This window comes from Bosea sp. BIWAKO-01 (assembly GCF_001748145.1).
GTDB lineage: Bacteria > Pseudomonadota > Alphaproteobacteria > Rhizobiales > Beijerinckiaceae > Allobosea.
The window spans coordinates 6,052,988-6,078,920 of sequence record NZ_BCQA01000001.1 but is presented as its reverse complement, the minus strand read 5'-3'; the positions used below and the strand labels follow the sequence as shown (position 1 = coordinate 6,078,920).

The 25,933-nt window shown below is 64.5% G+C and carries 24 protein-coding genes, 2 pseudogenes and 1 riboswitch; of the genes and pseudogenes, 11 read left to right on the top strand and 15 right to left on the bottom strand.

What is annotated here, in order from left to right:
- Positions 1-55: 55 nt before the first annotated feature.
- On the top strand, positions 56-451 hold the full coding sequence (locus BIWAKO_RS28265) for a nuclear transport factor 2 family protein (protein WP_069881485.1): 396 nt from the start codon (positions 56-58) through the stop codon (positions 449-451).
- 57 nt (positions 452-508) lie between these two features.
- Here the strand turns inward: BIWAKO_RS28265 and BIWAKO_RS28260 are convergent.
- Positions 509-1,119 (bottom strand): annotated as a pseudogene (locus BIWAKO_RS28260) (IS30 family transposase); the annotation flags it as partial.
- Positions 1,120-1,345: 226 nt separating this feature from the next.
- On the opposite strand from BIWAKO_RS28260, the gene BIWAKO_RS28255 reads away from it, so the two are divergent.
- Entirely contained in the window at positions 1,346-1,732 is a 387-nt protein-coding gene (locus BIWAKO_RS28255) for a hypothetical protein (RefSeq protein WP_069881484.1), read from the top strand.
- A 433-nt stretch (positions 1,733-2,165) separates the two neighbouring features.
- On the opposite strand, the gene BIWAKO_RS28250 is transcribed toward BIWAKO_RS28255, so the two are convergent.
- The 3 genes from BIWAKO_RS28250 to BIWAKO_RS28245 form a co-directional block, all read right to left on the bottom strand.
- A complete protein-coding gene (locus tag BIWAKO_RS28250; RefSeq protein WP_069881483.1) occupies positions 2,166-2,555 on the bottom strand; it encodes a hypothetical protein in 390 nt (129 codons plus the stop codon).
- Positions 2,556-2,872: 317 nt separating this feature from the next.
- Complete coding sequence (locus tag BIWAKO_RS36135; protein WP_176733424.1) at positions 2,873-3,031, bottom strand: hypothetical protein; 159 nt, start codon at positions 3,029-3,031, stop codon at positions 2,873-2,875.
- Positions 3,032-3,155: 124 nt separating this feature from the next.
- A complete protein-coding gene (locus BIWAKO_RS28245; RefSeq protein ID WP_069881482.1) occupies positions 3,156-3,530 on the bottom strand; it encodes a phasin family protein in 375 nt (124 codons plus the stop codon).
- A 329-nt stretch (positions 3,531-3,859) separates the two neighbouring features.
- On the opposite strand from BIWAKO_RS28245, the gene BIWAKO_RS28240 reads away from it, so the two are divergent.
- Positions 3,860-4,900 (top strand): DUF533 domain-containing protein, encoded by a 1,041-nt coding sequence (locus tag BIWAKO_RS28240; RefSeq protein ID WP_084651938.1) that lies wholly within the window; start codon positions 3,860-3,862, stop codon positions 4,898-4,900.
- A gap of 400 nt (positions 4,901-5,300) precedes the next feature.
- Here the strand turns inward: BIWAKO_RS28240 and BIWAKO_RS28235 are convergent, their stop codons facing one another.
- The 3 genes from BIWAKO_RS28235 to BIWAKO_RS28225 form a co-directional block, all read right to left on the bottom strand.
- Positions 5,301-5,699, bottom strand: coding sequence for a hypothetical protein (locus BIWAKO_RS28235; protein ID WP_069881481.1), 399 nt, complete (start codon positions 5,697-5,699; stop codon positions 5,301-5,303).
- 291 nt (positions 5,700-5,990) lie between these two features.
- Positions 5,991-7,514 carry an aldehyde dehydrogenase family protein gene (locus BIWAKO_RS28230; RefSeq protein ID WP_201788659.1) on the bottom strand — a complete coding sequence of 508 codons (1,524 nt, stop codon included), beginning with the start codon at positions 7,512-7,514 and terminating at the stop codon, positions 5,991-5,993.
- 339 nt (positions 7,515-7,853) lie between these two features.
- Positions 7,854-8,396: a hypothetical protein gene (locus tag BIWAKO_RS28225; RefSeq protein ID WP_069881480.1), complete on the bottom strand. Its 543-nt coding sequence runs from the start codon at positions 8,394-8,396 to the stop codon at positions 7,854-7,856.
- Between the two features lie 475 nt (positions 8,397-8,871).
- Here BIWAKO_RS28225 and motA point away from each other — a divergent pair, with 475 nt between their 5' ends.
- Together motA and BIWAKO_RS28215 are read left to right on the top strand one after the other, a co-directional pair.
- A complete protein-coding gene (motA, locus tag BIWAKO_RS28220; RefSeq protein WP_069881479.1) occupies positions 8,872-9,735 on the top strand; it encodes a flagellar motor stator protein MotA in 864 nt (287 codons plus the stop codon).
- A 22-nt stretch (positions 9,736-9,757) separates the two neighbouring features.
- Positions 9,758-10,630 carry a flagellar motor protein MotB gene (locus BIWAKO_RS28215; RefSeq protein WP_069881478.1) on the top strand — a complete coding sequence of 291 codons (873 nt, stop codon included), beginning with the start codon at positions 9,758-9,760 and terminating at the stop codon, positions 10,628-10,630.
- A 239-nt stretch (positions 10,631-10,869) separates the two neighbouring features.
- Here the strand turns inward: BIWAKO_RS28215 and BIWAKO_RS28210 are convergent, their stop codons facing one another.
- The 3 genes from BIWAKO_RS28210 to BIWAKO_RS28195 all read right to left on the bottom strand — a co-directional run bounded on the left by BIWAKO_RS28210 (position 10,870) and on the right by BIWAKO_RS28195 (position 14,051).
- A complete protein-coding gene (locus BIWAKO_RS28210; protein ID WP_141740263.1) occupies positions 10,870-11,898 on the bottom strand; it encodes a hypothetical protein in 1,029 nt (342 codons plus the stop codon).
- 546 nt (positions 11,899-12,444) lie between these two features.
- Positions 12,445-13,209, bottom strand: coding sequence for a polysaccharide deacetylase family protein (locus tag BIWAKO_RS28200; RefSeq protein WP_069881475.1), 765 nt, complete (start codon positions 13,207-13,209; stop codon positions 12,445-12,447).
- Positions 13,206-14,051 (bottom strand): polysaccharide deacetylase family protein, encoded by an 846-nt coding sequence (locus BIWAKO_RS28195; RefSeq protein WP_069881474.1) that lies wholly within the window; start codon positions 14,049-14,051, stop codon positions 13,206-13,208. Before BIWAKO_RS28195 ends, BIWAKO_RS28200 begins: the two co-directional genes overlap by 4 nt.
- Before the next feature lie 409 nt (positions 14,052-14,460).
- On the opposite strand from BIWAKO_RS28195, the gene BIWAKO_RS28190 reads away from it, so the two are divergent.
- The 4 genes and pseudogenes from BIWAKO_RS28190 to crcB all read left to right on the top strand — a co-directional run bounded on the left by BIWAKO_RS28190 (position 14,461) and on the right by crcB (position 19,194).
- Positions 14,461-15,333 (top strand): PhzF family phenazine biosynthesis protein, encoded by an 873-nt coding sequence (locus BIWAKO_RS28190; RefSeq protein WP_069881473.1) that lies wholly within the window; start codon positions 14,461-14,463, stop codon positions 15,331-15,333.
- Between the two features lie 365 nt (positions 15,334-15,698).
- A complete protein-coding gene (locus tag BIWAKO_RS28185; protein WP_069881472.1) occupies positions 15,699-18,134 on the top strand; it encodes an arylsulfatase in 2,436 nt (811 codons plus the stop codon).
- A gap of 24 nt (positions 18,135-18,158) precedes the next feature.
- A pseudogene (locus tag BIWAKO_RS28180) lies at positions 18,159-18,486 on the top strand (transposase family protein); the annotation flags it as partial.
- A 128-nt stretch (positions 18,487-18,614) separates the two neighbouring features.
- Positions 18,615-18,677, top strand: a riboswitch (Fluoride riboswitch).
- A gap of 85 nt (positions 18,678-18,762) precedes the next feature.
- Entirely contained in the window at positions 18,763-19,194 is a 432-nt protein-coding gene (crcB, locus tag BIWAKO_RS28175; RefSeq protein ID WP_069881471.1) for a fluoride efflux transporter CrcB, read from the top strand.
- A gap of 157 nt (positions 19,195-19,351) precedes the next feature.
- Here the strand turns inward: crcB and BIWAKO_RS28170 are convergent, their stop codons facing one another.
- Genes BIWAKO_RS28170 through BIWAKO_RS28160 form a run of 3 tightly spaced genes read right to left on the bottom strand, consistent with a single transcriptional unit; the run spans position 19,352 to position 22,450 of the window.
- The gene (locus BIWAKO_RS28170) at positions 19,352-20,911 is read right to left on the bottom strand and encodes a DHA2 family efflux MFS transporter permease subunit (protein ID WP_069881470.1); all 1,560 of its coding nucleotides are present in this window, start codon (positions 20,909-20,911) and stop codon (positions 19,352-19,354) included.
- Entirely contained in the window at positions 20,895-21,401 is a 507-nt protein-coding gene (locus tag BIWAKO_RS28165; protein ID WP_069881469.1) for an isoprenylcysteine carboxyl methyltransferase family protein, read from the bottom strand. The genes BIWAKO_RS28170 and BIWAKO_RS28165 overlap by 17 nt, the downstream gene beginning before the upstream one ends.
- Complete coding sequence (locus BIWAKO_RS28160) at positions 21,398-22,450, bottom strand: type III polyketide synthase (RefSeq protein ID WP_069881468.1); 1,053 nt, start codon at positions 22,448-22,450, stop codon at positions 21,398-21,400. The genes BIWAKO_RS28165 and BIWAKO_RS28160 overlap by 4 nt, the downstream gene beginning before the upstream one ends.
- 167 nt (positions 22,451-22,617) lie before the next feature.
- Between BIWAKO_RS28160 and BIWAKO_RS28155 the strand changes: the two genes are divergently transcribed.
- Positions 22,618-22,827 (top strand): hypothetical protein, encoded by a 210-nt coding sequence (locus tag BIWAKO_RS28155; RefSeq protein WP_069881467.1) that lies wholly within the window; start codon positions 22,618-22,620, stop codon positions 22,825-22,827.
- Here BIWAKO_RS28155 and BIWAKO_RS28150 read toward each other — a convergent pair.
- Positions 22,821-23,102: a hypothetical protein gene (locus BIWAKO_RS28150; protein WP_069881466.1), complete on the bottom strand. Its 282-nt coding sequence runs from the start codon at positions 23,100-23,102 to the stop codon at positions 22,821-22,823. The genes BIWAKO_RS28155 and BIWAKO_RS28150 overlap by 7 nt on opposite strands.
- Before the next feature lie 498 nt (positions 23,103-23,600).
- Between BIWAKO_RS28150 and BIWAKO_RS28145 the strand changes: the two genes are divergently transcribed.
- Positions 23,601-24,125 carry a helix-turn-helix transcriptional regulator gene (locus tag BIWAKO_RS28145; protein WP_141740262.1) on the top strand — a complete coding sequence of 175 codons (525 nt, stop codon included), beginning with the start codon at positions 23,601-23,603 and terminating at the stop codon, positions 24,123-24,125.
- Between the two features lie 109 nt (positions 24,126-24,234).
- On the opposite strand, the gene BIWAKO_RS28140 is transcribed toward BIWAKO_RS28145, so the two are convergent.
- Positions 24,235-25,785, bottom strand: a complete 1,551-nt coding sequence (locus tag BIWAKO_RS28140) for an MFS transporter (protein ID WP_069881464.1) — start codon at positions 25,783-25,785, stop codon at positions 24,235-24,237.
- Between the last annotated feature and the right edge of the window lie 148 nt (positions 25,786-25,933).

Below are 25,933 nucleotides of genomic sequence, written 5' to 3'. Positions count from 1 at the left end.
AGTTTGCCGCCGCGTCTTTATACTCTGCTGGACGCTGAATTTGAAGGGAAACACCATGACACAGCAGGACACGCCCTCGACGGGAAACATAGATGGATTGGTCGCCCTGGCGAAAACCTACTTCGACGCCGCCTACGCGATGGACGCCGACAGGTTCGCGAGCATCTTCGACCCTGTCGCCCTGGTCACCCGGCGCGGCGATGGCAACAGCGTGGTGGTTACCCCTGTCGCGGCCTGGCTCGACGCGGTCAGGAACCTGACCTCACCGCAGGATGCCGGCGCCGTGCGCGCCGACCAGATCCTCTCCATCGCCATGACCCGTGACATGGCGCTGCTCAAGCTCCGCCTGCGGATCCCGCCCCGCGAAGTGACAGACCTGCTGTCGTGCTTTTACCTCAACGGGCGCTGGCAGATCGTCCAGAAGGTGTTCGCCGCCGAAGCCCTGCCCTGAAAGCTCCGCGATCGCCCCCCGCCCCGCGAAGCCGGAAACGCGTGCGAAATCCGCAGCTCAGTTGCTGCGACTTGAGGCGATGGATGGGAGTGTCAGCTCACCACGGTGGGCTGAACTGATCGCTGCAACACACTCTGCGAATGTCTCCGCTGGGGTTCGATAGAGCAAGGTTTTTCTTGGCCGTTGGTTGAGCTGTCGGGCGATGGCGCTGGCTGGGCCTGGCTTTGCAGGGACAGGTCGGTCCCGTGAGGTAGGTACTGTCGCAGCAGCCGATTGGCGTTTTCGTTGGAGCCGCGTTGCCAGGGTGACCTGGGATCGCAGAAGTAGGCCTCGACGTTCGAGGCGAGAGCCAGGCGTTTGTGATCGGCGAGCTCTTTGCCCCGATCCCAGGTCAGGGACTGATAGAGTTCGCCGGGCAGTTTCCGGGACTGTTTGATCAGGGCGGAGACGACGCTCTCGGTGTCCTTGTTGGCGATCTTGACCAGCATCACGTCGCGCGAGTGACGCTCGACCAGCGTGGCGACGTAGCTGTTCCGGGCCACGCCGATCAGATCGCCTTCCCAATGGCCGGGCACGGCGCGATCCTCGGCGGATGCGGGCCGTTCGCTGATGGAGACCGCATCCTTGATCTGGCCGAGGCCGTTCCGCTTCCTGCGGCACGATCGAGCAAGCTTTTGGCCGATAATGACAAGACCGCGAGCGGGCCGGTCGGCTAGCGCTTCCCCTGCGCCGCAAGCCTGTGCGCGACGGTCCAGGCCGCTGGTGCTTGGCCTCTCTGCCGCGCATCACCCAGCGAACGGGCCGGCCTCATGCCGCCGATGGCGTGGCTGTCCGCATCTGTCGTGCGGCGCGGCCCTGACTGGGACGACAGGCCGGCTGGACAGACGATCACCCATGAAACGCATCAGTTTTGCAAGCGCACTCGTCGCGCTCTCCTTAGCCCCAGCCGCATTGGCGCAGGATACGCTCTTCACCCAATCATGGGCCGAGATCATCAAGCCATTCTCCTGTGTCGGCGTCGATCTCGACGCTGCTGCGCCAGAGATTCCGAAAAAGCTGAAACTCGGTGAACTCAATCCGCTCATCGAGCGGCTGATTACCTACCGTCTCTGCCGCGCCGGGGCTCACCTGCCCGCGAATCCGAGTGCCGAGGACAAGCGTGCCGCAGCGCGGCTCGCAGCCGATGGGGCATGCCACGACATGCTGCGCGCAACGATTGCTGCGACCGGCTATCCGATGCTCGGCAGCATCGAGCATTCCTGTGAGGCGAAGCGCCCATAGCCCTTCCTGTTCACGAACATGCTGTCAATCTCGGCGGTCGGCAGCGGACCTGGCCGGGACCGGATGAACGGCGCAGCGTCGCAATCCGGGTTTCCCTTGCTGCCTGATCAAGCCACCCGAGATCGCAGTGCTGATCCGGCTGCACGATCCCGACCGGGCTGTGAGGAAGCAGCAGGATCGTCTGGCCGCCGCTTGAGCACGGCTCGGAAATGAAAGTCCCGAGAATTGACTCAAGCTCTGATCGAACCACGAGCCACACGGCACGACGCGCGTGGACGTTGCGGACCATGACGAAGATCGATCGGACGCGAATACACAGTATGGCGTTGTCACATTGAAGCGGCCGCTGGGCCTGTCCCGTTAGAGCAATTGGCATGAGCCAACCGCCCGCCAGCAACAAGCGCCGTCCGAACTTTGGATTCAGTCGTCCTGGTTAGAGGACAACCCAAGATGCCACTGCGATGGATGTCGCAACCATCGCAGCCCATTCGATCCGGTTGAAACCCAGCCCCACCGGGGAATGGCTTTCTTCAAAATTCAACGCCTGTTCCATATCCGCGATCCGAGCCCCGTAAATCAGCCCGAGTCGAGCCAGAAACTGCGCTGCCATCTCCTGGTCAGTATCACCGACCAGAGTCCAGATATTCGGCCCAATCGGCAAAAAGCCGTTTTGCAGGCACAGCTCGGCATTAAGATCGAGACCTTCGATCTCGACCACCTTCGGCTCTCTCAGGTAGGGGTGTCCTTGAACGGCGAGGACCACGCGCGCACCGCAGTCCATCTCAGCGAAACCGAACATGACATCGTGTGGGCGGTAGGCCATCGCAACTCCCCCTCAACACAACTCACAAAATTCTAGCCGTAAACATTTGGACTTCAAGTTCCGCAAATGTGCAGGGCGATATGCTGAGGATGCAATCAGTGTTGCCAACAATGTCGATCGAAATTCCAAGTACATTGTTATCAACAAAGCTTACGCATTCGACTTCCGTCAAAGCCGCCTTGGCTCCCGTCTCGCCCGCGCGTCGCGATCAACGTCCTTCTGCACACCGCAAGAGCCGCGATCCAGCAGGCTCACATCGGAACGGTCGAGTAGAACCGCTGGAGGGCGTGAGGTGCAACGTCCTCTCCTGGCAGCACCTAGAAAAGCGCCCGAATGATGCGAGCGAGCCATTCTTTCCTGCTCGCCTCGTTGCCCACGACAATCAATCCGTTTCGCTCGATCTGGACCCAGGCCATGTCGAACGCCGCACGCTCGTCAGCGCTCGCAAGGATCTCAGCGACAGCGTTCGCTCGCATGGAGGATCTCTCCTCTTCCTCGGAAACTCGGCGTCTGCCGCCCCGGCCGCCACCTCGCGTCATCGCCGGGCCCGGTCCGAAACCCGCCACGGACCGGACGATGACAGCGTGTTCCGGGAGCCGCTCAGGCCGCCTTTCTTGGAGACTGCGCCGGCAAGGGCAGCGCCGGCTGGCCGATGACATCCTCAGTCAACCTGCCGCACTCGGCCAAGATACCGTCGCCGAGGTCAGCCAGCGCCTTGCCATCAGCGATCAGCTTCTCCGACAGGCTCATCGCCGCCTCAATCTGGCCGGACTGGAAAGCCAGCAGGTCCTGGGCATCCCTAATTTCCGCAGCTGCCCTCAGGCGCGCAAACCCCAGGTCCATGCTGGCACGCATCATGTCCAGCTGCTGCTCGCCCAGCTTCCGCACATTGTCGAGGGCGAGCCTGTGTGTCTTGACGGCCGCGGTCAGAGACAGTTTCCACGGTTCCATCAGGCTTTTCGGCAGGTCATGCATAGTCGCGTTTCCTCTCAATGCCTCGGTCGCCGGTATTGACGGTTGGCGCTGCGAAGCAGTGCCTTCGACGCCCCAACATGGACTCCTGCATATGACGTTTGGACGACACCGCCGCGTCGAAGGCTGCGCTCCGAATTGGGCGACCTGGCACTTGTCCCCCAGGCCAGCATCATGCCTGCAGGCACTGCCCGGTCCCGGACCGGGCCCGCTCCAGGGAATATCAGACCAACGCTATCCGAGCCTCGCGTAGTTGACTCTTTCGAAGGTCGCGGTCCTAACTCGGATAATCGCCAGGCCGTAAATCAATCTGCACCGCTGCGGAGGAGGCCATGAGCCTCGTTGGGACGCTTGCAAAGCTTGCGATCGGCGTCGTCGCCGCCAAGGGCGTCGGCTACATGCTGGGCCAGAAGGGAAAAGACGGGGCCGCGACGCCAGGCGGCGGCGCACAGACCAGCATGAACGATATGCTCGGCTCGCTCCTCGGCGGATCGGCAGGTCCGAACGCTCCAGCCGCCCCGAGCCCCGATAACCAAGGCTCTGTTGGCCAGTACGGTGGCTCTGGCAGAGCATCGGCGCCCGATCCTGGCTCCTCCGGCACGCAACCAAGCCTCGGCGACATGATCGGTTCGATCCTGGGCGCCGGCGCGGGCGGCACCACCGCTCCGCAACGCGGGGGGCCTGCCGGCGCGAGCGCGGCCCAGCCAGGCCTGCAGGACATACTGGGCTCCATCCTTGGCAGCAGTGCAGGCGGGCCGGGTTTGCCGAACGGTCTGGGCGGGCTGCTCGAACAACTCGCTGGAGCGTCCACGGGCGCCGCGCGTCCGGGCGCAGGCCCTGCGTCGGGCGGAACCGGGCTCGATGCCATCATCGGGGGCCTCGCCTCGGCGTTGGGTGGGGCTGCCGCCGGATCCGGTGGCGCCAAAGCTGAGCCGGCCGGGACGGGCGGGTCGTTCGGGGATGTGCTCAATCAATCCCTGCAGAATGCCGGGGAGCCCAATGTCGCGCCCAAGCCGCAGCAGGAGGCCGCCGCGGGGCTCATGCTCAAAGCCATGCTGCAGGCGGCGAAGTGCGACGGCGAACTCGATGATGGCGAAAGGCAGAAGATCATGGAAGCGCTTGGCGACGCCTCGCCGCAGGACATTGACTTCGTGAACCGCGAGCTTGCCGCGCCGGTCGACGTGGCGGGCCTCGTGAAGCAGGTGCCGAAGGGCCTTGAGCAGCAAGTCTATACGGTCTCTGTTCTCGGCATTGACCTCGACAGCCAGGCGGAGGCCGAGTACCTCGCGAGCCTCGGCCAGGCGCTCGGGCTCCAGCCTGCCCAGATGAATGCGCTCCATGCAAAGCTCAGCGTACCCGCCCTTTTCGGCTGATCGCGACGCGATTGCTTACGCAATTCGCCAGCGGGCTCCGCGGACGCCGACTAACGGTGACGTGGTCCCGCGGCAGTTTGCGACCGCGTCCCCAAGGTCGGATCAGGCACAGGACCGGCCAAGAGCCGATTTTTCCGGAATCTGCTCGGGGCCAGCTTTGGGTCATGCTGCCGGTCGTGGTTCGGCGCGCTTTTTGTCCCCTGATCGGCGCCGGTTCCTCGCCCCGTCCGATCGACAAATATTTTTGGATATCAATAAGTTGTGAGGTCGTGCCGAAGTTATTATTTAGCGCCGATCAGGGGCGAATGGCGTGCCGGACGACAGCGCTGGCGAAGGCGACCCGATGAACGGTCTGAGCCGAACGACGAATGTCGGCTCAGACAGGTTTCCGGGTAGACGCCTAGGCTGCGGCTTTCGTGCCCGTCCAGCCCGACACATACTGGGCGCCGACCCCGGTCCAGGCATCCATGTTCCTGCGGGCGAGCGTCGACAGTCTCTCGGCCTCGTCGGTATAGGCGCCGCTGACTCCCTTGGCGAAATCCTGCTGGGCGTCGACCGCCTGGGCGATCTCCCTGCAGTCGCCGAGCCTGGCGCAGAATTCGGCCTGGGCTTGCATTCGGCGCCCCATGAAGGCCAGAATTTCCGAGACCATCGCGAACTGGGTTTCCCAGATGCTCTGTGGCAGCACCCTGGCCGAGGCAAGCTGCGCCTTGACGATCCGCATGCCTTCGTCGACCAGGGCGGTTGCTCCGATCTGGTCCGGAGCTGGCGAGGTGGAGACAGGCTTCGTTGCAGGCATGTGACCTCCTGAATTGTCTCAGCCGCCTGAGTTGCGGCAGTGGCGAGTTTCCTCGCGGTGCGTCGTCCGGTCGTTGACACAACGCAAATTCAGGCACCGACGGACCTTCTGGGCGCGGGCGAAAAGCCGGGCGAAGAGGTCAGGTCATCGGACCGGATATCGTATCCGGTCCGATGACCTGACCTCCTGTGTTGGCATCGGCTTTTCCCGAGAACCGCAATCCATTTTTCGGGCCGATGCTCTTTCGGATCACCTTGCCGTACAGGCTCAGGATGGCCAGCCCGATCCGCCTCAGCGTGGCGGCGGCGGGAGCGCCAGGTTGACGTTGATCGTCTTCGTCTCGGTGAAGCTGTCGAGCATGCCTTCGAGCGACATCTCGCGCCCGATCCCGCTTTCCTTGACACCGCCGTAAGACTGGCCGAGCAGCTGGCCGCCGCCCTGGTTCACCTGGACCCAGCCCGCCTCGACCGCGTGCGCGGTGCGCAGCGCCTGGCCGATGTCGCGCGACCAGACATAGGCGGCCAGCCCGTAGTGGCTCTCGTTCGCCATGCGGATCGCGTCGGCTTCGTCGCGCCAGGGGATCGCGACCAGGACCGGCCCGAAGATCTCCTCCCGGGCGAGCCGCCAGTCGTTCGACGCATCGGCAAAGATCGTCGGAATCGCGAAGTACCCGGTCGCGAGCGGACCTTCGCGCGGCGGCAATCCACCGGTCACGAGGCGTGCGTCGGGCCGGAGGAGGCCTTCCTCGATGTAGCCGCAGACCTTCGTGAACTGGCGCTCGTTGATGATCGAGCCGATGTCGGTCGCCTCGTCGAGCGGATCGCCGATCTTCAGGGACTTCACTTTGGCGGCGAGCTTGTCGAGGAACGGCTCGAAGATGTCGGCGTGCAGGAACAGCCGCGATCCCGCCGTGCAGGACTGGCTCTGGCGCGTAAAGCGCATCGAAGCGATGATGCCCTCGACGACCCAGTCCTCGTCCGCATCGGGAAAGACGATGGAGGGGCTCTTTCCGCCGAGCTCAAGCGAGACAGGGACCACCCGGTCGGCCGCCGACCGCATGATCGCCTTTCCGACCGCGGTCGAGCCCGTGAAGCTCAGCTTGCGGATGCGGGGATGGGTGGTGAGCGGCCCGCCGCACTCCGCACCGTAGCCCGTGAGGACGTTGACCACCCCCGGCGGGAGGTGCGCCTGACAGATCTCCGCGATCATGAGCACGGCAAGCGGCGCATCCTCGGCGGCCTTGAGCACGAGGGTGTTGCCCGCGCAGATCGCGGGCGCGATCTTGAGCGACGCGAGCTGGGCCGGGGCATTCCACGGCACGATCGCGCCGACGATGCCGATTGGCTCGCGTCGCGTGTAGCTTAGCATCGATTCGCCGAGCGGGACGGTCATGCCCTTCAACTCGCTCGCGAGGCCGCCGAAATAGCGGAACACATCGGCGACCCACTTGGCCTCGCCGCGCGCCTGCGTGCGAAGAGCGTTGCCGGTCTCGCTGGCGATGAGCCGCGCCAGCTCCTCCTCGCGGGCTTCCAGATCCTCGGAGATGGCCAGGCACGCCCGCCCGCGGTCCCGCGCCGAAATCCGCGCCCAGGCCGGGCCTGCGGCGCCAGCCGCCGCGACCGCGAGATCGACGTCCACGGCCCCACCGCGCGGCACGTCCCCGAGCGGCTCCTTTCGGCCCGGGTTCTCGACGACGATCGTCTGGCCTGAGGCAGCGTCGCGCCACTCTCCGCCGATCAGCATCTGCCGTCTGAGATAGCCCGAATCCGGTCCCGTCGAATCGTTTCCGCCGGTGTGCTCCGGGCGGCCGTCCAACGATGGGTCTTCGCGATGAAGCGTGGTCATCGGAACAGACTCCTGCGTTCCCAATTAGACGGCGAGGAGGCCAGCTCGCCCTCGATCATACGCCCCTTCCAGAGCCGAAGGAATGTGAGCACATCATGCTTGGGTCGGAGGTCATTGCGCGGGAATTGACCGAAGCAGGCGGAAGGTCGCCTGCTCCGGGCCCCATCGCTCGCGCTTCTCGAACGCGCCCTTTGCGGGTATTGGCGTATTGCCCAGAAGCAGACCGCCACACCACTCCCCGCTTGCGAAGAAGCAGGGGCGCCCGAGGCCCCAATGCCGCGTGCGGGGTGAAATCACGATCGCGAATGGCTACTCGACAATGCCAACGGCTTTTAGTGCCTGCACAAGTTCTGGGTGCATCTCAAATTTCCAATTCACGCGCTCTGTCTGAGTCCCGCTAACTTCATTGGCGAGAGCGCTGATCAGAAAATCCGATCCATCATGGTCCATTTTCTTGAAGGTCAGCGAAAGCGCCTCGCCGACCTTTCGACCCAACTTGCCGTAATGGAGATTCGCCGTCCCGTAATCCGACCATCCAGCTGCGCAAGCAAGCTCGCCTGCCGTTTTGATTCCGGCTGCGTTCTCCGCCAGCATCGCACGCTCGTACTGCTTTAGAAGCTGGGTGCGAAGGTACGTTTCATACTGCTCGGCGGTTGCGATGTGGGTTTCGCGTCGGCCCTGCTTTACAGCAGCAAAGGACAGATCAACCCAGGTACGGGCTGCGATAAAGGCGTCGTCCATTGTATCGCCTGTGGCGATGTGATGCCGCTTGTCGCCCAGATTGATCGCAACCTCGCATTTCTTGCGAAGCGTGCTCCCCTTGAGCTCGAAGCCCTTATATTTTTCGGACATTATTTGTTTGATCCCCCCATTTATTTTTGGGGCAAACCATACAGATCGGCGAGTCTAACGCCAGTACGATAGGCGTGCCGATGGAGACGACTTTTGTCGGATACCCAATCGTCACCGTCTGGTTCCGTCACTGAGATCTCCGTCGCTTGTACGAGATCTTGCTCGGCGGTCGCTAAGGATGATGCGCCCGCGTCATCCTCAGCCCCGCCGCGCCACGGCAACGCGGCGCAGCGTAGATGATCCCGGGAAACGGTCTCCTATTGGACGCCGATCACCAGGATTGGCGGAGACTCATTGCACCCCGATTTTCTCCCCTGGGCTACCGCCCCAAGCCTCAACCCGTGGCCGGAGGACGACGCTTACAAACCTGTGGGCAAATGGCTGTAAACTCGCCCTTAACCTCGATCGTTCATTTCGCTGGACTAGTAGTGAATGAGCGCGGGCTGCACCTGCTGCGGCGCAGGGAAGCAGATCTATGCGGCTGATCGTCGGCACAATCATCGTCCTTGTCTGCGTCTTCGGCGGCTATGCGGCGATGGGCGGCAAACTCCTCGTCCTTTGGCAGCCGTTCGAATTTGTCATCATCCTCGGTGCAGCGGTCGGTGCCTTCATCATCGGCAACACCGGGCCGGTGCTCAAGGCCGTGCCCGCCATGTTCGGCACGCTCATGAAGGGCTCCAAGTACAAGCCGGAAGCCTATGTCGAACTGCTGGCGATGCAGTATTCCCTGTACAAGCTTGCGAAGCAGAAGGGCCTGCTCGCGGTCGAGCAGCACATTGAAGATCCGAGCGAGTCGACGCTGTTCAACGCCTTCCCGACTTTTGCCGCGAACCATCATGCGGTCGAGTTCGTCTGCGACTACATGCGCATGTTGACGATGGGCGCCGACAACGTCCACGAGATAGACGCTCTCATGGACGAGGAACTGGAGACGCACCACCAGGAGCAGGAGCGCATCGTTGCGGCCATGCAGTCGATCGCCGACGGAACACCGGCGCTCGGCATCGTCGCCGCCGTGCTCGGCGTGATCAAGACGATGGGGTCGATCAGCGAGCCGCCGGAGGTGCTGGGACATCTGATCGGCGGCGCGCTCGTCGGCACCTTCTTCGGCGTCTTCGTCGCCTACGGCTTCTTCGGGCCCATGGCGCAGTCGCTCAGGAGCATCTTCGAGGCGGAATCCAAGTACTACCTTTCACTCAAGGCGGGCCTCCTTGCCCATATCAGCGGCCAGCCGCCGGTGATGGCGGTAGAATTTGCTCGCAAGGCTCTGATGAGCGACGTCCGCCCGACCTTCAGCGAAGTGGAAGCGGCAACCGCCGATCTGCCCGCCAACATCTGACCCAATCTCCAGTGGGGACTCGATGGCCAAGCCCGACCAGCCGATTATCATCAAGAAGGTCAAGAAGGCCGCTCATGCGCACCATGGCGGGGCCTGGAAGATCGCCTATGCGGACTTCGTGACCGCCATGATGGCGTTCTTTCTGCTGATGTGGCTGATCAGCATGACGACGCAGGAGCAGAAGATCGGCCTGGCGGAATACTTCGCGCCGGGGTCTGTGAGTGCCAGCACCAGTGGCGCTGGCGGCGTCCTGATGGGGACCGCCGTGGACAAGTCGGGCAACAAGTCGTCGGCGTCCCGCGACACGGCGAGGGGCATCACCGAGCAGGAGGACGGAGCGCGCCGGACCAGCTCGAGCCGCGCCAGCGACCGCGAAGTCAGCCGCCCGGCCGCCGGCGCGCAGGCCAACCACAGCGCCGCAGCCAGCCTCCGGCAGGCGCTCCAGAACATGCCCGAAATAGCCGAGCTGTCGCGCAACATCGTGATCGAGCCGGCCAAGGAGGGCTTGAACGTTTCCCTCGTGGACGAGCTCGGCCGTTCCATGTTCCCCGAAGGCTCGGTCGAACCGCACGAGCGCACCCGCCGCGTGCTGGTGGCGCTCGCGCCCACCCTGCGCCGACTGCCCAACCAACTGTCCGTCACGGGCCACACGGCCGCCGCGCGCCCGGGCTCGGTGCGGGCCGTCGATTCCTGGAGCCTCTCCGCCGGGCGCGCGCTCGCCGTGCGCGGAATCCTGTCGGGTGCCGGGCTCCCCAACGACCGCTTCGCTTCCGTGGTGGGACGCGCCGACAACGAGCCGGTATTTCCCGACAATCCCTATATCGCGCCGAACCAACGGGTGACGATCACGCTGCTCAGTGCGGAGCCGTCGCTGCCCCCGAACGGCTTTCGCTGACGACAAGGCGCCTCGTCCGCCTGAGAGTCCGGTTGAGATTGAGCTCAGTGGCTGACACGACGTAACGCGGCGGCGGAAATGCGTCGCGTCGGTCAGCCCCTCCGCGAGCGGCAATTCGACCATGCCCGCCCCGCCATGCTCTGCGAGCGGGTAGGGCGCCTCATCGTCGCGGAAACTCGAATCGTAGCGATAGCCGAGCCGATGCAGGATCGGGATCGTGCGGTCCGACAGCATCCCGATCAGTCAGTCATCCCGATCAAAGACCGAGCGGTAACGGAAGCGGACTGGAGCGCCCTTTCTCGTTCCTTTGCTAACTCGCCTTTTGGGGCAGCGAGGAAGGCGGCACGAGCGGCCTTTTCTATCTCTGGCCGACAAAGCTCCAGCATTGCTTCATACAGCTTGCGCTGTTCTACGAACGCCCCCTCGCGCGCCTTCGCCATCGTTGACAGGCAAGTGTAGACCTCGCGATCCCCATCGACCGTCGCTGTACTGGAAGGAGTAATGGGTTGACTGTGGGTAGGCGTTGCCCTGCCGGCCTTCAATGTAACGGCGCCCGTGACAACACTCTCACGAACGGTTGTTCGGAAGCCTTCGCGGATTATCCCTTCATTGGGCTGCCGGCTATCAGCACGCATGGCTGCGAGCCGCGCTTCGATCGCGTCGTCGATTTCCCGCCTGCAGATGGTCATTGCGGCAGTTGCCAGCACCTCTGCGCTTTCAGCTGAACCGACGAGCTTTTCCAACTGGCCATCCGTGCAGGCATAGATTCGATCGCGAAGGGTGAGAGCGGCCCGATCAAGGCGTTCGACTTCAGTTTTCCGCTTCGCCTCCCGTTCGGCCTGCTCGGCCTTAACGGCAGTTTCCCATTCGATCTCGGCAGTCACCCGCCGATCAAGCTCGCCTTTAATCCGCGAAAGAACCGCGCGAGGCAGATCGGTGCGATACGATCCCGTTACAAATGGAACCCCTGATCCAGGTCCGTGTAGTGCATCGTGCTGGGTCACGACCTCCACCAGAAACCCGGAGCACGCCTTCCAAGCTTCATCAATGACGATGTGAAGTGTGTTCGAGCGGTAGCTGGAAACGACGGAGACATTGCCCAGCGTCTGCTTGGCGATGCAGTCGGTGGCTGAGCGGATGAAAGGCAACAAGGCCTTCCGCTTTTGAGCATCGTTCAACTGCGACAACGCCGGACTGGCAGTCATCGCCAGAAATATTGCAGCAATCACGCAAGGCAGACGCATCACTATTTTACCCCAGCTTTCCATGACTAAAGCTGAGCAGCGAGCGTTGCGCAATTGCTGGTGCGCTTGACGTTGCCCCTTGGCGTCGCTCTGCGGCGCAACAAGCCGTGGGTTGCGCGCTTCATTGCGGAGAGCCTCATCGCCAAAGGCATGATCCCCGAATTCGTCAGGTCGATCGTTACGACGAGAAGCGCCAAGGCTGCTTCAGCCCAACCCTCTGATCGTGGGTGGCAGGAGGCAATCATGAGCAAGGTCTGGTTGACCGCGGACAGGCGAGCATGACGGTGCCTTCGAGCCGGCAGACTGCCCGAAATTGGACATTGCCAGAGTCGGCTTAGGGCCAGCTCCAGTCGCCGGATGCCGATCTCCGCATATCCGCCGTGGGGCGATCTTGCAGCTTCGCCTCCCGGTCCGGAACCAGACCTGCGATCAGGCGGTAAAGCTCAGGCGAGCGCTGGGGTCGCCATGCCATCGCGGCCGGGCGGCGGCGCTCAGGCCGCCCGCCGGGTGAAACGCCTCGTTCCCGCTCGGATGTCCGGAGTCAGCCCTGTCTACGTGACCTCTTCGGCTTCAGCCGCCCCATTCCTTCAGGATGCGGCCCGCAAGCGCATCGCATCGGATGGGTTGTGCACCGCGTTTTGCGGCGAGATCGGTCAGGCGCTTCAGCATCGGCAGGCGCGCGGCGCGGCCGATGCCGATATCGGCGCGCGGATGGACGGTGAGGCAGGCATAGCCCTCGACCGCGAGCAGGGCGGTGAGCTCCTCGCCGAGCAGCGCTTCGGCCCGGTCCTGCGTGACGCGGCGGCGGAAATGCGTCGCGTCGGTCAAGCCCTCCGCGAGCGGCAATTCGACCATGCCCGCGCCGCCATGCTCCGCGAGCGGGTAGGGCGCATCATCGTCGAGGAAGCTTGAATCGTAGCGATAGCCGAGCCGGTGCAGGATCGGGATCGTGCGCTCCGACAAGGTCCCGGTCGGCGAACGGAAGCCGATCGGCGCCGTGCCGGTCAGGCGGGCAAGCGTCTCATGGGCCTCCTCGAGGACGGCGTCCTCCTCGGTGCCGAGCGTGGCGTGATCCTCGAAGGCGCGGCCATGGCAGGCGATCTCGTGGCCCTCACCGAGGCAGCGTTCCAGCAGGGCCGGCATGCGCCTGGCCTCGCTGGAGGGCCAGAAGAAGGTCGCCGGGAGGCCGTATTCGTCGAGCGCATCGAGCACGCGACTAAGGCCGATGCGGGCGGTGTAGCGGCCATGCGCATCGCGCCCGAACAACTCGGCCTCGGGCATGGTTGCGGCCTCCGGCCCGATGCCGTGGACATTGACGGTGAGGAGAAGGCTCATGGCTGGGTCTCCCGCAGGGCTGCGCGCGGCTCCAGCCAGGTCGCGGGGGCGGCGAGGCAATGATCCGCGATCTCGTTGCAGGTCATGAAGCGAACGCCCGGCGTCGCCCTGGCATAGGCGAGGAAGCGATCGACCGCGGCGGCGCGGGCCGGCGTCCCCGAGCCGCCGCCGGCCTTGGGATGGATCGTCAGATGGACATAGCCGTCACGGTCGAGGATCGCGTCGAATTCCTGGATGAAGTTGCGTTCGACCTCCGATGCGAGGGCGCCACCGCTGTGGTAGAGCGGAAAATCGTCGAGCGAGACGGTGTTGTTGGGCACCACGGCAAACCCGTCATCGATGAGATAGGGCAGGTCCTCGTCCTTCTCGCTCGCATCGTAGCGATAGCCGAGGCGGCGCAGGGTCGGCAGGGTCAGCGCGCTCTTGCGTCCCGAGGGCGAGCACCAGCCGACAGGGGCCTCGCCGACAACCTCGGTCAGGATGCGATGCGTCTTCTCCAGCAGCTCCGGCTCGCGCGCGCCGAGATCGAAGCCCTCATGCTGATAGCCATGGGCCGCGATCTCATGGCCGGCGCGATGCATCCGGCGAAAAGGCTCCGGCCAATGCTCGGCGTCATAGCCGCAGCAGAAGAAGGTCGCCTTGATCTGGTGGCGCTCCAGCATCTCGAGATAGCGGTCGATGCCGCGCCGCAGCGCATAATTGCCGCGGCTGTTGATGCCGAGGGCATTCTGGCCGCGTCCGGCTTCGACGGCCGGTCCATCGACATGGATGGTGACGCAGATCACGGCGCGTACGCCGTCCGGCCAGAGCGCCCGCGAGGGGCGAAGCATCGTCGAAGCCATCGTTACTCCAGGCCCTTCCGGGATCGGCCCCCGGGTGATCGGCGCTGTCCTCAAAGCGCGTGCCGATTCCCGTGGCTCAGATCGTCGCAAATATTGGCGCCAATCTGTGTCAGAGTCCGGCATCGCTGGCAACCGGCAAGGCCGGCTATCCTTGGCGTCCGCCTGCAGGCGGACGCGTCGGCCCGAAGAGTCGATTCCGGTTGGGGAAGGGCGATGCAAACGCGAAAAGGGCCAGATCTTCAGCCCGGATCGGATATCCCGGCCGATGATCCAGCGATCGGCGCGTTCGGGGCTTGAGGACGAGGCCAGTCGCGACGGCCGGGCCACCCGGCCCGCCGAACCCCGGGCTCGCAAGTCCCTTGACGATCGGCTATCCCCATCGCTGCCGTCTCGATCGCGAGGACATGCCATGGCCCGGGCCTATAAAGTCGTCGATGCGTTCTCCGCCAAGCCGCTGCTCGGCAATCCGGTCGCCGTGATCCTCGATGGTGCAGGGCTGAGCGACGCCGCGATGCAGTCGATCGCGCACTGGACCAATCTCTCCGAGACCACTTTCGTGCTGCCGCCGACACGCAGCGACGCCGATTACCGGCTGCGGATCTTTACGCCCGGAAGCGAGCTGCCCTTCGCCGGTCACCCGACGCTTGGCAGCGCGCATGCGGTCATCGAGGCCGGGCTCGTCACTCCGAGCGGTGGCAGGCTGGTGCAGGAATGCGGGGTTGGTCTCGTCGCGATCACGGTCGAAGGCGAGGGCGCCGAGCGCCGGCTGACGCTGGCCCTGCCGCCGGCGACCGTCACGACCCTGTCGGACAGCGACGTCGCCGAGATGGAGGCCATCCTCGGCAATGGCATCGTCCGCGAGGCGAGCCCCGCCATCGTCAATGTCGGCGCGGTCTGGATCGTCGCGCAGGTTGCCAGCGCCGAGGCGCTGCTCGCGCTGAAACCCGATTTCGCGCGCTCGGCGGCCTTCGAGCGCCGCCTCGGCGTCACCGGCATCACCCTCTTCGCCAGGCGCGAGGGCAGCGGGCCCGAGATCGAGGTCCGCTCCTTCGCGCCCTCCTGCGGGGTCAACGAGGACCCGGTCTGCGGCAGCGGCAATGGCAGTGTCGCGGTCTTCCGGTCCACGCGCGGGCTCTTGCCCGCCGGCGGGGCGCGTTACGAGGCGGCGCAGGGCCGCTGCCTCGGACGCGACGGCATGATCGCGCTTTCGGTCGATGCAGGCGGCAAGGTCCAGGTCGGCGGCGCCTGCGTCACGACGGTGAACGGCACGCTCCTGCTCTGAGCGCTAGCGCCCTGCACGGACGCAGAGGGGCGCTGACGACCGACGGCACTGTGCCTCTGAGCCATCGCCTCGGCGGGGCCGGGGGCATGGCGGATCGGGGCCTGCGCGACCTCTCGCGAGGTGGTTTCGATGGGTCTGGAGCCATCCGGTCTGCGTGAGCCGCAACCGCGCGATCGATGGCAATTGCTGCAATATCGGCTTATTATGGCGGTCGGCTGCAATCATTCCTGCGCCGCTCCGTCCGGGCAAAGAACGCCCGCGACGACCCAAGCCTGCAAATCTCAAACGTTGCTGCTCACGCTTCCGACAAATGGACCTCCTCGCCGAGGCCCGACCCACTTCGGAATAAGCCAATGAGGCACGCCATGATTTCGCACCCGCTTCTCGCTTCATTTTTGATTTCAACGAGCCTTTGCATTGCCAGTGTCCCGGCAGGCGCCCAGCAGACCACCGGCACGCCGGGCTCGCCCGACGCCACCACGACGATCGATGGAAAATACCTTCCGCCGCCGCCGCCCACCTTTGGGGGCGTCGTCAACCTTGAGGCGTCGAAGTCCAAACCCTATTGGCCGCCGCAAGTGGTGCCGCCCAAAGGGGCCCCCAACATCCTCCTGATCATGACCGACGATCAGGGCTATGGCGTTTCCGGCACATTCGGCGGCGTCGTTCCGACGCCGGCGATGGACCGCATCGCGCAGATGGGGCTGCGCTACACCCAGTTCCACTCGACCGCGCTGTGCTCGCCGACGCGGGCGGCGCTGATCACCGGACGCAACCACCACTCGGTGGGCTTCGGCATCATCTCGGAGCAATCGACTGGCTATCCCGGATACGATTCCGTGATCGGCGTCGAAAACGCCACCATCGGCAACATCCTGAAGCAGAACGGCTACGCGACATCCTGGTTCGGCAAGAACCACAACACGCCCAGCTATCAGTACAGCGCGGCCGGTCCATTCGATCAGTGGCCGATCGGCATGGGCTTCGACTATTTCTACGGCTTCCTGGGCGGCGAGACCGACCAGTGGACCCCGTATCTGTTTCAGAACATGACCCCGATTTCCCCGTGGCTCGGCAAGCCCGGCTACAACCTCACCACCGATCTGGCGGACGAGGCCATCGACCATATGCGGCGCCTCAACGCCGCCGCGCCCGACAAGCCGTTCTTCGTCTATTACGTGCCCGGCGGCACCCATTCGCCGCACCAGCCGAAGAAGGAGTGGATCGACAAGTTCAAGGGCAAGTTCGACATGGGCTGGAACGCGCTGCGCGACCAGATCTTCGCCAATCAGAAGCGGCTTGGCGTCATCCCCGCCAACACGCAGCTCACGGCCTGGCCGGACGATCTGCAGAAATGGGAGACCTTGACGGCTGACGAGAAGAAGCTGTTTGCAAGACAGGCTGAAGTCTACGCCGGTTATGTCGCCTATACCGACAACGAAATCGGGCGGGTCATTCAGGAGGTTCAGGACGAAGGCAAGCTCGACAACACGCTGATCATCTATATCAGCGGTGACAACGGCACGAGTCCGGAAGGCACCACGCGCGGAACGCCGAACCAGTATACCGCCTATAACGGCATCCTGGATCTTCCGATCGCCGAGCAGTTGAAGGCGTATGACGCCTGGGGCTCGGCTGCCACATACCCGCACATGGCGGTGGCCTGGTCATGGGCCTTCGACACGCCGTTCAAGTGGACGAAGCAGGTCGCGTCGCATTTCGGTGGCACCCGCCAGGGCATGGCAATCTGCTGGCCGAACCGGATCAAGGACGCGGGCGGCATCCGCACCCAGTTCCACCATATGATCGACATCGTGCCGACCATCCTCGAGGCCACCGGCATTCCCGCGCCGCTGATGCTCAACGGCATCGCCCAAAAGCCGATTGAAGGTGTCAGCATGACCTACACCTTCGACAAGTCGAGCGCCAACGTTCCGTCCACGCGAACGACGCAGTATTTCGAGATGTTCGCCAACCGCGCGATCTATCAGGACGGCTGGATCGCGGCGACAACGCCACCTGCGGCACCCTGGCTCCTGGGCACCGCCAAGCTGCCCGAAGACGTCGTCAACGGCTACAAGTGGGAGCTTTACAACATTGTCGACGACTACTCGGAAAGCAACGACCTCGCCGCCAAGATGCCTGACAAGCTGCGCGAGCTGCAGGAACTCTTCCTCGTGGAGGCGACCAAGTACAATGTCTTCCCGCTCGACAACTCCGTCCTGCCGCGCATCATCGCTCCGCGACCGAGCGCCACCGCCGGCAGGACTGTCTTCACCTATTCCGGCGAACTGCCGGGCATTCCCGAGAGCGACGCGCCGAGCATCCTGAACAAGTCCTACACCATCACCGCCGCGGTGGAGATTCCGCAGGGCGGCGCCGAGGGCATGCTCGTCACCTTGGGCGGGCGCTTCGGCGGTTACGGCCTCTACGTGCTCAAGGGCAAGCCGGTATTCCTCTACAATATGCTGGATCTGGAACGCTTCCGCTGGGACGGCCAGCAGGCGCTCACGCCGGGCAAGCACACCATCGTGTTCGATTTCAAATATGATGGACCCGGCTTCGGCAAGGGCGGCACCGGCGTGCTCAAGGTCGACGACAAGGAGGTCGCCAATCAGAAGGTCGCGCACACGATCCCATTCCTGATGTCGATCGATGAATCCTTCGACGTGGGCGTCGACACCCGCACACCCGTTGAGGACAAAGACTACCAGCTGCCGTTCCGATTCTCCGGGAAGCTCGACAAGCTCACCTTCCAGCTCGGACCGGTGCAACTGACGAGCGAGGCCCGCGCGCGCTGACCAAAGCCAAGGGACGACAGATGCATGGGGCGTTCGCGCGGTGGACTGACCACCAAGATCCACGCACTGGTCGATGCGTGCGGCCTGCCGATCGCGCCTACGACAGTGATACCTTGCGCCTCGAGATGGCCGCGCGCGGCGCATGGGCCAACATCAAGCCGATGCCCGGCCGCAAACGCCGCCCGCCGTTCAACGCCTTCCTCTATCGGTGCCGTAACTTCGTCGAACGTTTCTTCAGCAAGTTCAAGCACTTCCGTGCCGTCGCCACCCGCTTTGAAAAGCACGTCGAAGACTATCTTGCTCTCGTCAAGCTCGCTTCAGCCAAATCTGGATGCGCTTCATGAGTCGGTGACCTGGACGAACAACCGATCTGGACGCGGCGGACCCGCTCGTCGAGGGGGCTCGCCGCTGCGTCCGGTTCGGATCCGTGCCCCCACGGCGTCTGCCGGGTCTTGTCACCTCGCGCCGGTTTGCTACTCTGGCGGGGATAGGGATGGGGTTCCCCTGAAACCGCCTGTGAGGGCTGATGACTCCTACCGCGCTTAACCAGCGGTAGGACTGCGTCTGGATGCAGCCTGCCACTTCGGCGGGCTTTTTTGTGCCCGCGCCATGTGAAGGGGCCTTGAGCATGTCATTTGCCACCTGCGTGATCATCATGATCGGCGGCGCGATCGGGACGCTGGCACGTTACCTGATCTCGGTCTGGGCCTTGCCGATCAGCCGGGACCTGCCCTGGGGCACGATCCTGATCAATGTCACGGGCTCGTTCGTGATCGGCCTGTTCGGCACCTTGACCCTGGCGAGCGGTCGTTTCCCGGTCTCTGACAATGTCCGGCTCTTCGTGATGGTCGGCCTCTGCGGCGGCTACACCACATTCTCGTCCTTCAGCCTGCAGACGCTCGACCTGATGCGCTCCGGCGCGATGCTGCGCGCCACGGCGAATATCGCTCTCTCCGTGCTGCTCTGCGTCGGCGCGGTCGCGCTCGGCCATCTCGCCGCCGCGCAATTCGGCGACCAGGAGCTGCAGATCGCCCAGACGGCGATCGAGGAGGAGGGCTAGCGTCTGCGGTGATCGAGGCCGGGCTCGTCAGCCCGCGCGACGGCAGGCTGGTTCAGGAATGCGGCGTCGGCCTCGTCGCGATCACGGTCGCAGGTTCGTTTCCCGCGGTTTGGGAGCCCGTCCGGGCTGGTGACATGACAGGGGCGGCACTTGCCGCTCAGGCGCGAACCTCATCGCCGATTGGCACCTTCCTGGCGAAGGGAACGAACGCCATGGCTGCGATCGTGAGGGCGGCAACCAGTCCCCAGGCCTCGTTGATCGACAGGACCAGAGCTGCCTTCTCGACCAGTGGCTGAAGCAGCGCCTGGGCCTGTGCGTCGAGCGGCCCTGGTGGGCGCATTGCCATGAGTTCCAGGGGCACGCCGATGAACTTCGCCGTCTCGACCTCGCCTCTTTGCAGCCGCTCCATGATCGCCGTGCCGTGCACGGGCGAGCGGCTGTAGATGACGGTGTCGATCAGGGCGAGACCGATCGCGCCGCCTAGGTTTCGCATCAGGTTGAACAGGCCGCTGGCGTCGGGAACGCGCATCGCAGGAAGCTGCCCCAATGCGAGGCGCGTCGGTGGCAGAAGGCAAAACATGATGGCCAGGCCACGGACCACCTGCGGCCAGAACATCGCGTCATAGTCGGTCTGCGGGGTCTGGAGGGCACTCAGGCCCAGGCCGAGGGCGAAGAGGGTAAAGCCGATGCCGGTCAACAGGCGGACATCGACACGACGCTCCAGGGCGACGGCGACCGGCGCGATGGCAAGCTGGGCGGCGCCGGTCACCAGCATGATCCGACCGATCTCGAGCGCATTGTGATCACGCACGAAGGCCAGGAAGACCGGCATCAGATAGACGGATCCAAACAGCCCGATGCCGAGAACAAAGCTGAGGATGCTGCCGATCATGAAATTTCGGTCCGCAAAGCTTCTCAGATCAACGATCGGATTGTCGGCTTGCAATGTCCTCCTGATGAAGCCGAAACCGCTCCCCAGGCTCAGCGCGATGAGCCCCAGGATCAGGCCCGAGATCCAGCCGCGCTGAGGCGCCTCCTTCAGTGCGATCTCTATCGCTGCCAGCGCGATCGCCATCAGCACCAGGGACAGGGCATCGAGCTTGCGCGCTTCGATGAGACTTGGCGCGTCACGTGGCAGGAGGAAAGCGGCAAGTGCTGCCGAGACGATGCCGGGAATGACGTTGATCAGGAACAGCCAATGCCAGGAATAAGTCTGCGTGATCCAGCCGCCGACGATCGGCCCGACCGTTGGCGCGAGCACGGCAAAAACGCCGGCCAGCGTCGTCGCGATGGGCTGCCTGCTCGGCGGGAACAGCAGAAAGACAGCCGAAAAAACCGCGGGAATCAGGGTGCCGCCTGAAAACCCCTGGAGGACGCGCCAGGCGATCAGGGCGGGGAACGACTGGCTCGCCGCACAGCCGATGGAGGCTGCGGTAAAGACGGAGAGCGCCACGACGAACAGCCAGCGCATCGAGAGAAAGCGCGTCAGGAAACCCGTCAGCGGAATCGCGATGACCTCGGCGATGAGATAGGCGGTCTGGACCCAGCTCATCTGGTCGGGCGGAATGTCCAGTGCGCTCTGGATCGTCGGCAGGGACGTGACGACGACCTGCACGTCGAGGATCGCCATGAACATGCCGATGCACATGGCGGCAAAGCCGATCCATGTCGCAGCGGTGACGCGCCTTTCGCCGATCGCATCAGCCAGTGGCGGCATGGCGAGCCTCTTCAAGCGCAGCATTCTCGGCGCGAATGCGGATCGTCAGGACGAGACCGTTGACGATCGAAAAGACAAGCGCGAACCATGGCAGGCCAAGGCACAGCGGCAAGACAGCGATCTCGCCAATGACGACGATATAATTCGGGTGCGACACGAACCGATAAGGGCCTCTGGCCACCAGCCTCTCGCCCGGTGCGACGATGATGCGGGTCGTCCAACGCCGGCCCAGCGTCACCAGCACCCAAAGGCGCAGCCCCTGAAGCAGGCAGAAAACCGCGAGCCAGCCGAGATGGATCGCTTGTGCCCAACCGAGCAGCCAAAGTCCGATCAGCCAGGTCGCGTGCAGCAGGACGATCGCCGGATAGTGGCCGGCAGCCTTCTCCACGGCGCCCCTGGCGAGCAGGGCAGACGTGTTTCTGTTCGCGAGCCAGAGTTCCCCGATCCGCTCGGCCGTCACCAGGGCCAGCAAGACGATCGCCGGCGTCATGTCCCTTGCCGCAGCAAGGCGCAGCTCACGGTGAAGCCCGGCCCCATCGCCACCAGCAGCGTGCGCGAGGGCAAGCCTGCCGCGATCGCACGCTGGAGGACGAAGAGGGCGGTGGGAGCCGACATGTTGCCATAGTCGGACAGGACTGAGCGTTCGTGGTCGAGCGTTCCTTGCCCGAGTGACAACGCGCTTTCCAGGGCCTCGATCACCTTCTTCCCGCCGGGATGACAGGCAAACAGATCGACGTCGGACAGCGATAGCCCTTCACGCTCGAGGATCCCTGCAAGGGCGGGGTTGAACCGCTCCTCCGCGAAGGGCGGGATCGCCCGGTCGAAGATCACGCCAAAGCCCTGGGGATCGACAGTCCAGCCCATGATATCCAGCGTGTCGGGCCACATGTGCTGCCCGGTCATCTCGACCGTGGCGATGCCATCCAGCCCGGCCTTCAGGATGCAGGCTGCGGCGCCATCGCCGAACAAGGCGGTCGCAACGATGTTGGCCTTCGTCAGGACATCGAGCCGGAAAGCCAGCGTGCAGATCTCGACGGCCACGAGCAGGATTGTCGAACCAGGGCGGGACGCGGCCAGGCGAGAGGCGATCGAGAAACCCGATACGCCGCCGGCACATCCCAGACCGAAGACCGGGACACGTTCGACGTCGCTTCTCAAACCAAGTCTCTCGGCGACGCGGGCATCGAGGCTGGGAGTCGCTATGCCCGTCGACGAGACCGTCACGATCGTATCGATCTCGGACGCCTGAAGGCCGGCAGTGCCCAGCGCCTTCGTCGTTGCATCCACGAACAGGTCGCAAGCGCCGGCGATATAGGCGGCGCTGCGCTCGGGCCATCCCAATGGCTGCAGATACCATTCGATCGGCCGGACGGCATATCGGCGGCTGATGCCCGAATTCTCGAAGACGCGCGCAAGCTGCTCGAAATCGGGATAGCGGCCGGCAAAGCTCCGATGGGCGGCTGCTGCCACATCGCGCTGGCGAAACTCATGGGGCGGGACAGCCGTCGCGACGGAAACGAGCTTGACCGGGTGAGGCATAGCCACTTCCAGGCATGGCGGGCGGTGCCGCCCGATGCGGGCGGACCTGCAGCGCCATGCCAACTATGCTTCAGCGAGCCCTCAAGTTCCAGAGGCGCCCGCTGCCATTCAGGTCTCATCCCATTGAAGTAGGCGCGCCGGATCGGCGCGCCTCGCGAAGCTCCTGAATGGTGCTGTCGGAAAATCTCGATTTCACCGTCACGAAGCTGAAGCAGATGATCATCAGTGGCGACGCCGGTGAAGGCGCTGTGGTTTTCCCCGAAACGGATACCGAGGCCACACTCGACCTGCTGAAAGGGCTCGACGTCTCGGCCGCTGTGGAGGTGGTTCTCGTCAAAGCTGCCGCCGTTTACGCGAAGCATCACCCCGTTCAGTGACCCTGCAGGTCAGAAGAGCAGCGGCACGTGCCCGTCGCATCCGGGAGCTTCCGAGGATCCAGGGCAAAAGCCTCGGCAAAGGCGCGGGCGAAACGCTCCTCTGCGAAGCGGATCACGATGCCGGACTCAATGACCGCCTTCATCTCATGGATAACGTCCCAATGCGTGAGCCATGCATCGATCTCTTCAAGCCGAGAGAGAAACCCTGGTCCCCCGATCGGGATCAGGATCTCGTGTGTCCAGGGGCGGGAGCCCTCAACCGGGAAAACGCTCATCGCAATGCCAAGCTGCCATTGTCGGGACCCGGTCGAATTCCTCAGCGAGCTGCCTGCAAGCGACGTTCGGCGTGCCTGGTGTCCAGTTCCGGGCCCATCAGGATGCGCCGTAGTTTCTGAACCGCATTGCAAAATCGCGCCTTCAGGATCCCGCCGCGGGAACAGGCGGGACCCTGCCAGTGATAGCATCGAAGGGAAAATGGGCCAAGACCAGCCAAATTCGGGGACAGGGGGAGCCTTTTGCCCGCTCCCGAATTTTTGGTGGAGTCCATGTCTGGCATGACGACCAGCGTAGCGCCATCCGCACGGAAATCCTTCTCAAAGGAGCACGTGAGGGATTACAATTGTAGCCACAGAGCATCGGAAACATGGGGGGCCAAAGAACAGAGGCTCGGCTAACCGATGATCGCGAGGCCTGATATCACCTCCAGCGCGGCAACCGTCGAGCAGGTCGGCGGCAGAACTCTGGCTAGCGATCCCAGTGCCACCTTCCTCGGTATGCTCGATCGCATCGGCTGCGGCTATCTCCTCCTCGATGACCACCGGAACATCGTAGAAGCCAACGCGACGGCCCGCCTGATCCTTGGTCCCGAGGATGGCTCTGTGGACAATCTCGACCGGCTGACGAGCGCATTGAAGCAATTGCTTCAGCGCGGCCCAAACCGCTCGCCGCTCGGGCCCCTGACCTGGATCGTGATCTGGAGCCAGGAGGATGCCCCCTTCGTGCTTAGTCAGTCCGCGGACGACATCCCGGCTGGTCGCAGCGTCGTCATGTTGCTCAATCTTGACGCCCACCTGGAACCCAATCCCTTTATGCTTCGGCGCATGTTTGGCCTCACTTTGGCCGAAACGCGCCTCGCGCTTGAATTGGCGCGCGGCGGCAAGCCCGTGGATGTCGCCCGGGTTCACCGCGTCAGCCGCACGACGGTTCGCTCGCAACTGGCGTCGCTCTTCGCCAAGACCCAGACCAGACGTCAGTCGGAGCTGGTCAACTTGCTCGCCCGCATTGCCCTCTTGCCTTGAAAGGTCGCTCGAGCTCGCGCGCCGGGGGCCCTGGCTCCCGGCAATCCGCTGATCGTGCGCAGATGAGCTCTCTCCACCCATGCCTTGCCGCAAACCGGGCGAGCCCGGGTCAGGCTTCCGAGGTGCGCAGGCGCTCTTGCGCCTCCACCGCTGGCTCGGCCCCTTGCTCCCCGCCGCGCCCGAGGAAGGCGAAGACGACGATCGCGGTGACGACCGTGACGGCGCAGAGCATCACGAGCACTGTCGCGAAGGCCTCGCCATAACCCTGGACGAGCGCAGTCCGGCTCATCTGCGGCAAGGCGGCCGCGGCGCTCGCGATGTCGCCGGTGACGAGCCGTTGGGCGGCGGGGCCCGCATGCGCCGTCGTCGCGCCAGCTGCAAGATGGCCCGCCGTCAGGGCGGACAGCACGGCGCTGACGACCGCGAGCGCCACGCCTTCGCCGGCCACGCGCGTGGTGCTGAAGATGCCGGTCGCCATGCCGGCGCGTTCCCTGGGCACGACGCTGACTGCAAGCCCGTCCATCAGCCCCCAGGGCAGGCTGATGCCGATGCCGATCAGCGCCATCGGCATGGCGATGCCCATCGTTTCGCCGCCGAGCGGAACGCGGCTCAGCCAGAACAGGCCGGCAGCGCAGATCAGCAGGCCTGCGCCGCAGATCGTCGCCGGCGCGAACCAGCGCGTTAGCAGGCCGGCCGCGATCGGCAGAACCAGCAACGGCGCGGAGAGTGCGATCATCAGCCGGCCGGCGGCGATCTCGCTCAGGCCCTCGATGCCGATGAAGCGCACGGGCAGCAGGATCAGCAGCACGACGAAGGCATAGGCCGGCGCTGCGGCCAGCAACTGCACCCCGACAAACCGGGGGTAGCGGAACAGGGAGAGGTCGAGCATCGGCCGAGCGACGCGGCCCTCGATCACGACGAAGGCGATGAAGAGCAGGACCGAGCCCGCCAGCAGGCTCATCACGCCTGGCTCGTACCAGCCGCGCTCCGGCGCCAGCAGGGCGCCATAGGTGAAGAGCGCCAGGGCCAGCGTGAAACTGGCGGCGCCTGGCCAATCGAGCCCGGCGGCGTCGGGATCGCGCGATTCCTGCAGGACACGCGCTCCGAGCGCCAGGGCGAGCACCGCCAGGACGACCACGAGCCCAAAAATGCTGCGCCAGCCGAAGGCGTCGATCATCAGGCCTGATGCAATCGGTCCGAAGGCAAGGCCGATGCCGAAGCTTGTGCCGACGATGCTGAAGGCGCGGATGCGCGACGCGCCATCGAATTCCTGTGCGAGCGCCGCCATGCCGCCGGAAAAGGCGGCGGCCGCCGCGACGCCCTGAGCCGCCCGCCCCAGATCGAACCACAGGATGTCGGGCGCAACGGCCAGCGCCATGGAGAGCACGGCGAATGCGCCGACGCCGATGAGGAAAACGCGCTTGCGGCCATAGGCATCGGCCAGTCCGCCCGCTGCCATCAGGCTCGATCCGAAGGTCAGCATGAAGGCGTTGGTGACCCAGTTGAGGGCGATCGGGCTGCCGCCCAGCGCCTTGCCGATGGCAGGAAGCGCTACGGCCGGCCCGGTAAAGGTCAGCGGCATGGCCGCAGCGGCGAGGCAGACGGATAGGAGCACGAGCGCCTGCTCGGCCGTGCGCGGCCGCGTGATGGTTTGCGTCATGGATTGGATGCCCTGTTCGATGGCGGCGGCGCTGCGATTGGGCGGCGCCCGCCTTTCCCGGGAAAGCTGGCCTTTCCCCGGGGAAAGTTCGTCTTTCCCCGTGAGACAGGATAATCTCGATGGAATACCTGCCAAGGAGTCGCGCATT

What these genes read in the sequence shown, in the direction of transcription:
- BIWAKO_RS28215 (WP_069881478.1), top strand. Translation starts at nt 9,758, where the DNA reads ATGGCCAAGCCCGACCAGCCGATTATCATCAAGAAGGTCAAGAAGGCC.
- motA (WP_069881479.1), top strand. Translation starts at nt 8,872, where the DNA reads ATGCGGCTGATCGTCGGCACAATCATCGTCCTTGTCTGCGTCTTCGGC.
- BIWAKO_RS28240 (WP_084651938.1), top strand. Translation starts at nt 3,860, where the DNA reads ATGAGCCTCGTTGGGACGCTTGCAAAGCTTGCGATCGGCGTCGTCGCC.
- crcB (WP_069881471.1), top strand. Translation starts at nt 18,763, where the DNA reads ATGTCATTTGCCACCTGCGTGATCATCATGATCGGCGGCGCGATCGGG.
- BIWAKO_RS28245 (WP_069881482.1), bottom strand. Translation starts at nt 3,530, where the DNA reads ATGCATGACCTGCCGAAAAGCCTGATGGAACCGTGGAAACTGTCTCTG.
- BIWAKO_RS28210 (WP_141740263.1), bottom strand. Translation starts at nt 11,898, where the DNA reads ATGGAAAGCTGGGGTAAAATAGTGATGCGTCTGCCTTGCGTGATTGCT.
- BIWAKO_RS28170 (WP_069881470.1), bottom strand. Translation starts at nt 20,911, where the DNA reads ATGCCGCCACTGGCTGATGCGATCGGCGAAAGGCGCGTCACCGCTGCG.
- BIWAKO_RS28190 (WP_069881473.1), top strand. Translation starts at nt 14,461, where the DNA reads ATGGCCCGGGCCTATAAAGTCGTCGATGCGTTCTCCGCCAAGCCGCTG.
- BIWAKO_RS28165 (WP_069881469.1), bottom strand. Translation starts at nt 21,401, where the DNA reads ATGACGCCGGCGATCGTCTTGCTGGCCCTGGTGACGGCCGAGCGGATC.
- BIWAKO_RS28235 (WP_069881481.1), bottom strand. Translation starts at nt 5,699, where the DNA reads ATGCCTGCAACGAAGCCTGTCTCCACCTCGCCAGCTCCGGACCAGATC.
- BIWAKO_RS36135 (WP_176733424.1), bottom strand. Translation starts at nt 3,031, where the DNA reads ATGCGAGCGAACGCTGTCGCTGAGATCCTTGCGAGCGCTGACGAGCGT.
- BIWAKO_RS28140 (WP_069881464.1), bottom strand. Translation starts at nt 25,785, where the DNA reads ATGACGCAAACCATCACGCGGCCGCGCACGGCCGAGCAGGCGCTCGTG.
- BIWAKO_RS28160 (WP_069881468.1), bottom strand. Translation starts at nt 22,450, where the DNA reads ATGCCTCACCCGGTCAAGCTCGTTTCCGTCGCGACGGCTGTCCCGCCC.
- BIWAKO_RS28250 (WP_069881483.1), bottom strand. Translation starts at nt 2,555, where the DNA reads ATGGCCTACCGCCCACACGATGTCATGTTCGGTTTCGCTGAGATGGAC.
- BIWAKO_RS28265 (WP_069881485.1), top strand. Translation starts at nt 56, where the DNA reads ATGACACAGCAGGACACGCCCTCGACGGGAAACATAGATGGATTGGTC.
- BIWAKO_RS28225 (WP_069881480.1), bottom strand. Translation starts at nt 8,396, where the DNA reads ATGTCCGAAAAATATAAGGGCTTCGAGCTCAAGGGGAGCACGCTTCGC.
- BIWAKO_RS28200 (WP_069881475.1), bottom strand. Translation starts at nt 13,209, where the DNA reads ATGAGCCTTCTCCTCACCGTCAATGTCCACGGCATCGGGCCGGAGGCC.
- BIWAKO_RS28185 (WP_069881472.1), top strand. Translation starts at nt 15,699, where the DNA reads ATGATTTCGCACCCGCTTCTCGCTTCATTTTTGATTTCAACGAGCCTT.
- BIWAKO_RS28255 (WP_069881484.1), top strand. Translation starts at nt 1,346, where the DNA reads ATGAAACGCATCAGTTTTGCAAGCGCACTCGTCGCGCTCTCCTTAGCC.
- BIWAKO_RS28145 (WP_141740262.1), top strand. Translation starts at nt 23,601, where the DNA reads ATGCTCGATCGCATCGGCTGCGGCTATCTCCTCCTCGATGACCACCGG.
- BIWAKO_RS28155 (WP_069881467.1), top strand. Translation starts at nt 22,618, where the DNA reads ATGGTGCTGTCGGAAAATCTCGATTTCACCGTCACGAAGCTGAAGCAG.
- BIWAKO_RS28150 (WP_069881466.1), bottom strand. Translation starts at nt 23,102, where the DNA reads ATGAGCGTTTTCCCGGTTGAGGGCTCCCGCCCCTGGACACACGAGATC.
- BIWAKO_RS28195 (WP_069881474.1), bottom strand. Translation starts at nt 14,051, where the DNA reads ATGGCTTCGACGATGCTTCGCCCCTCGCGGGCGCTCTGGCCGGACGGC.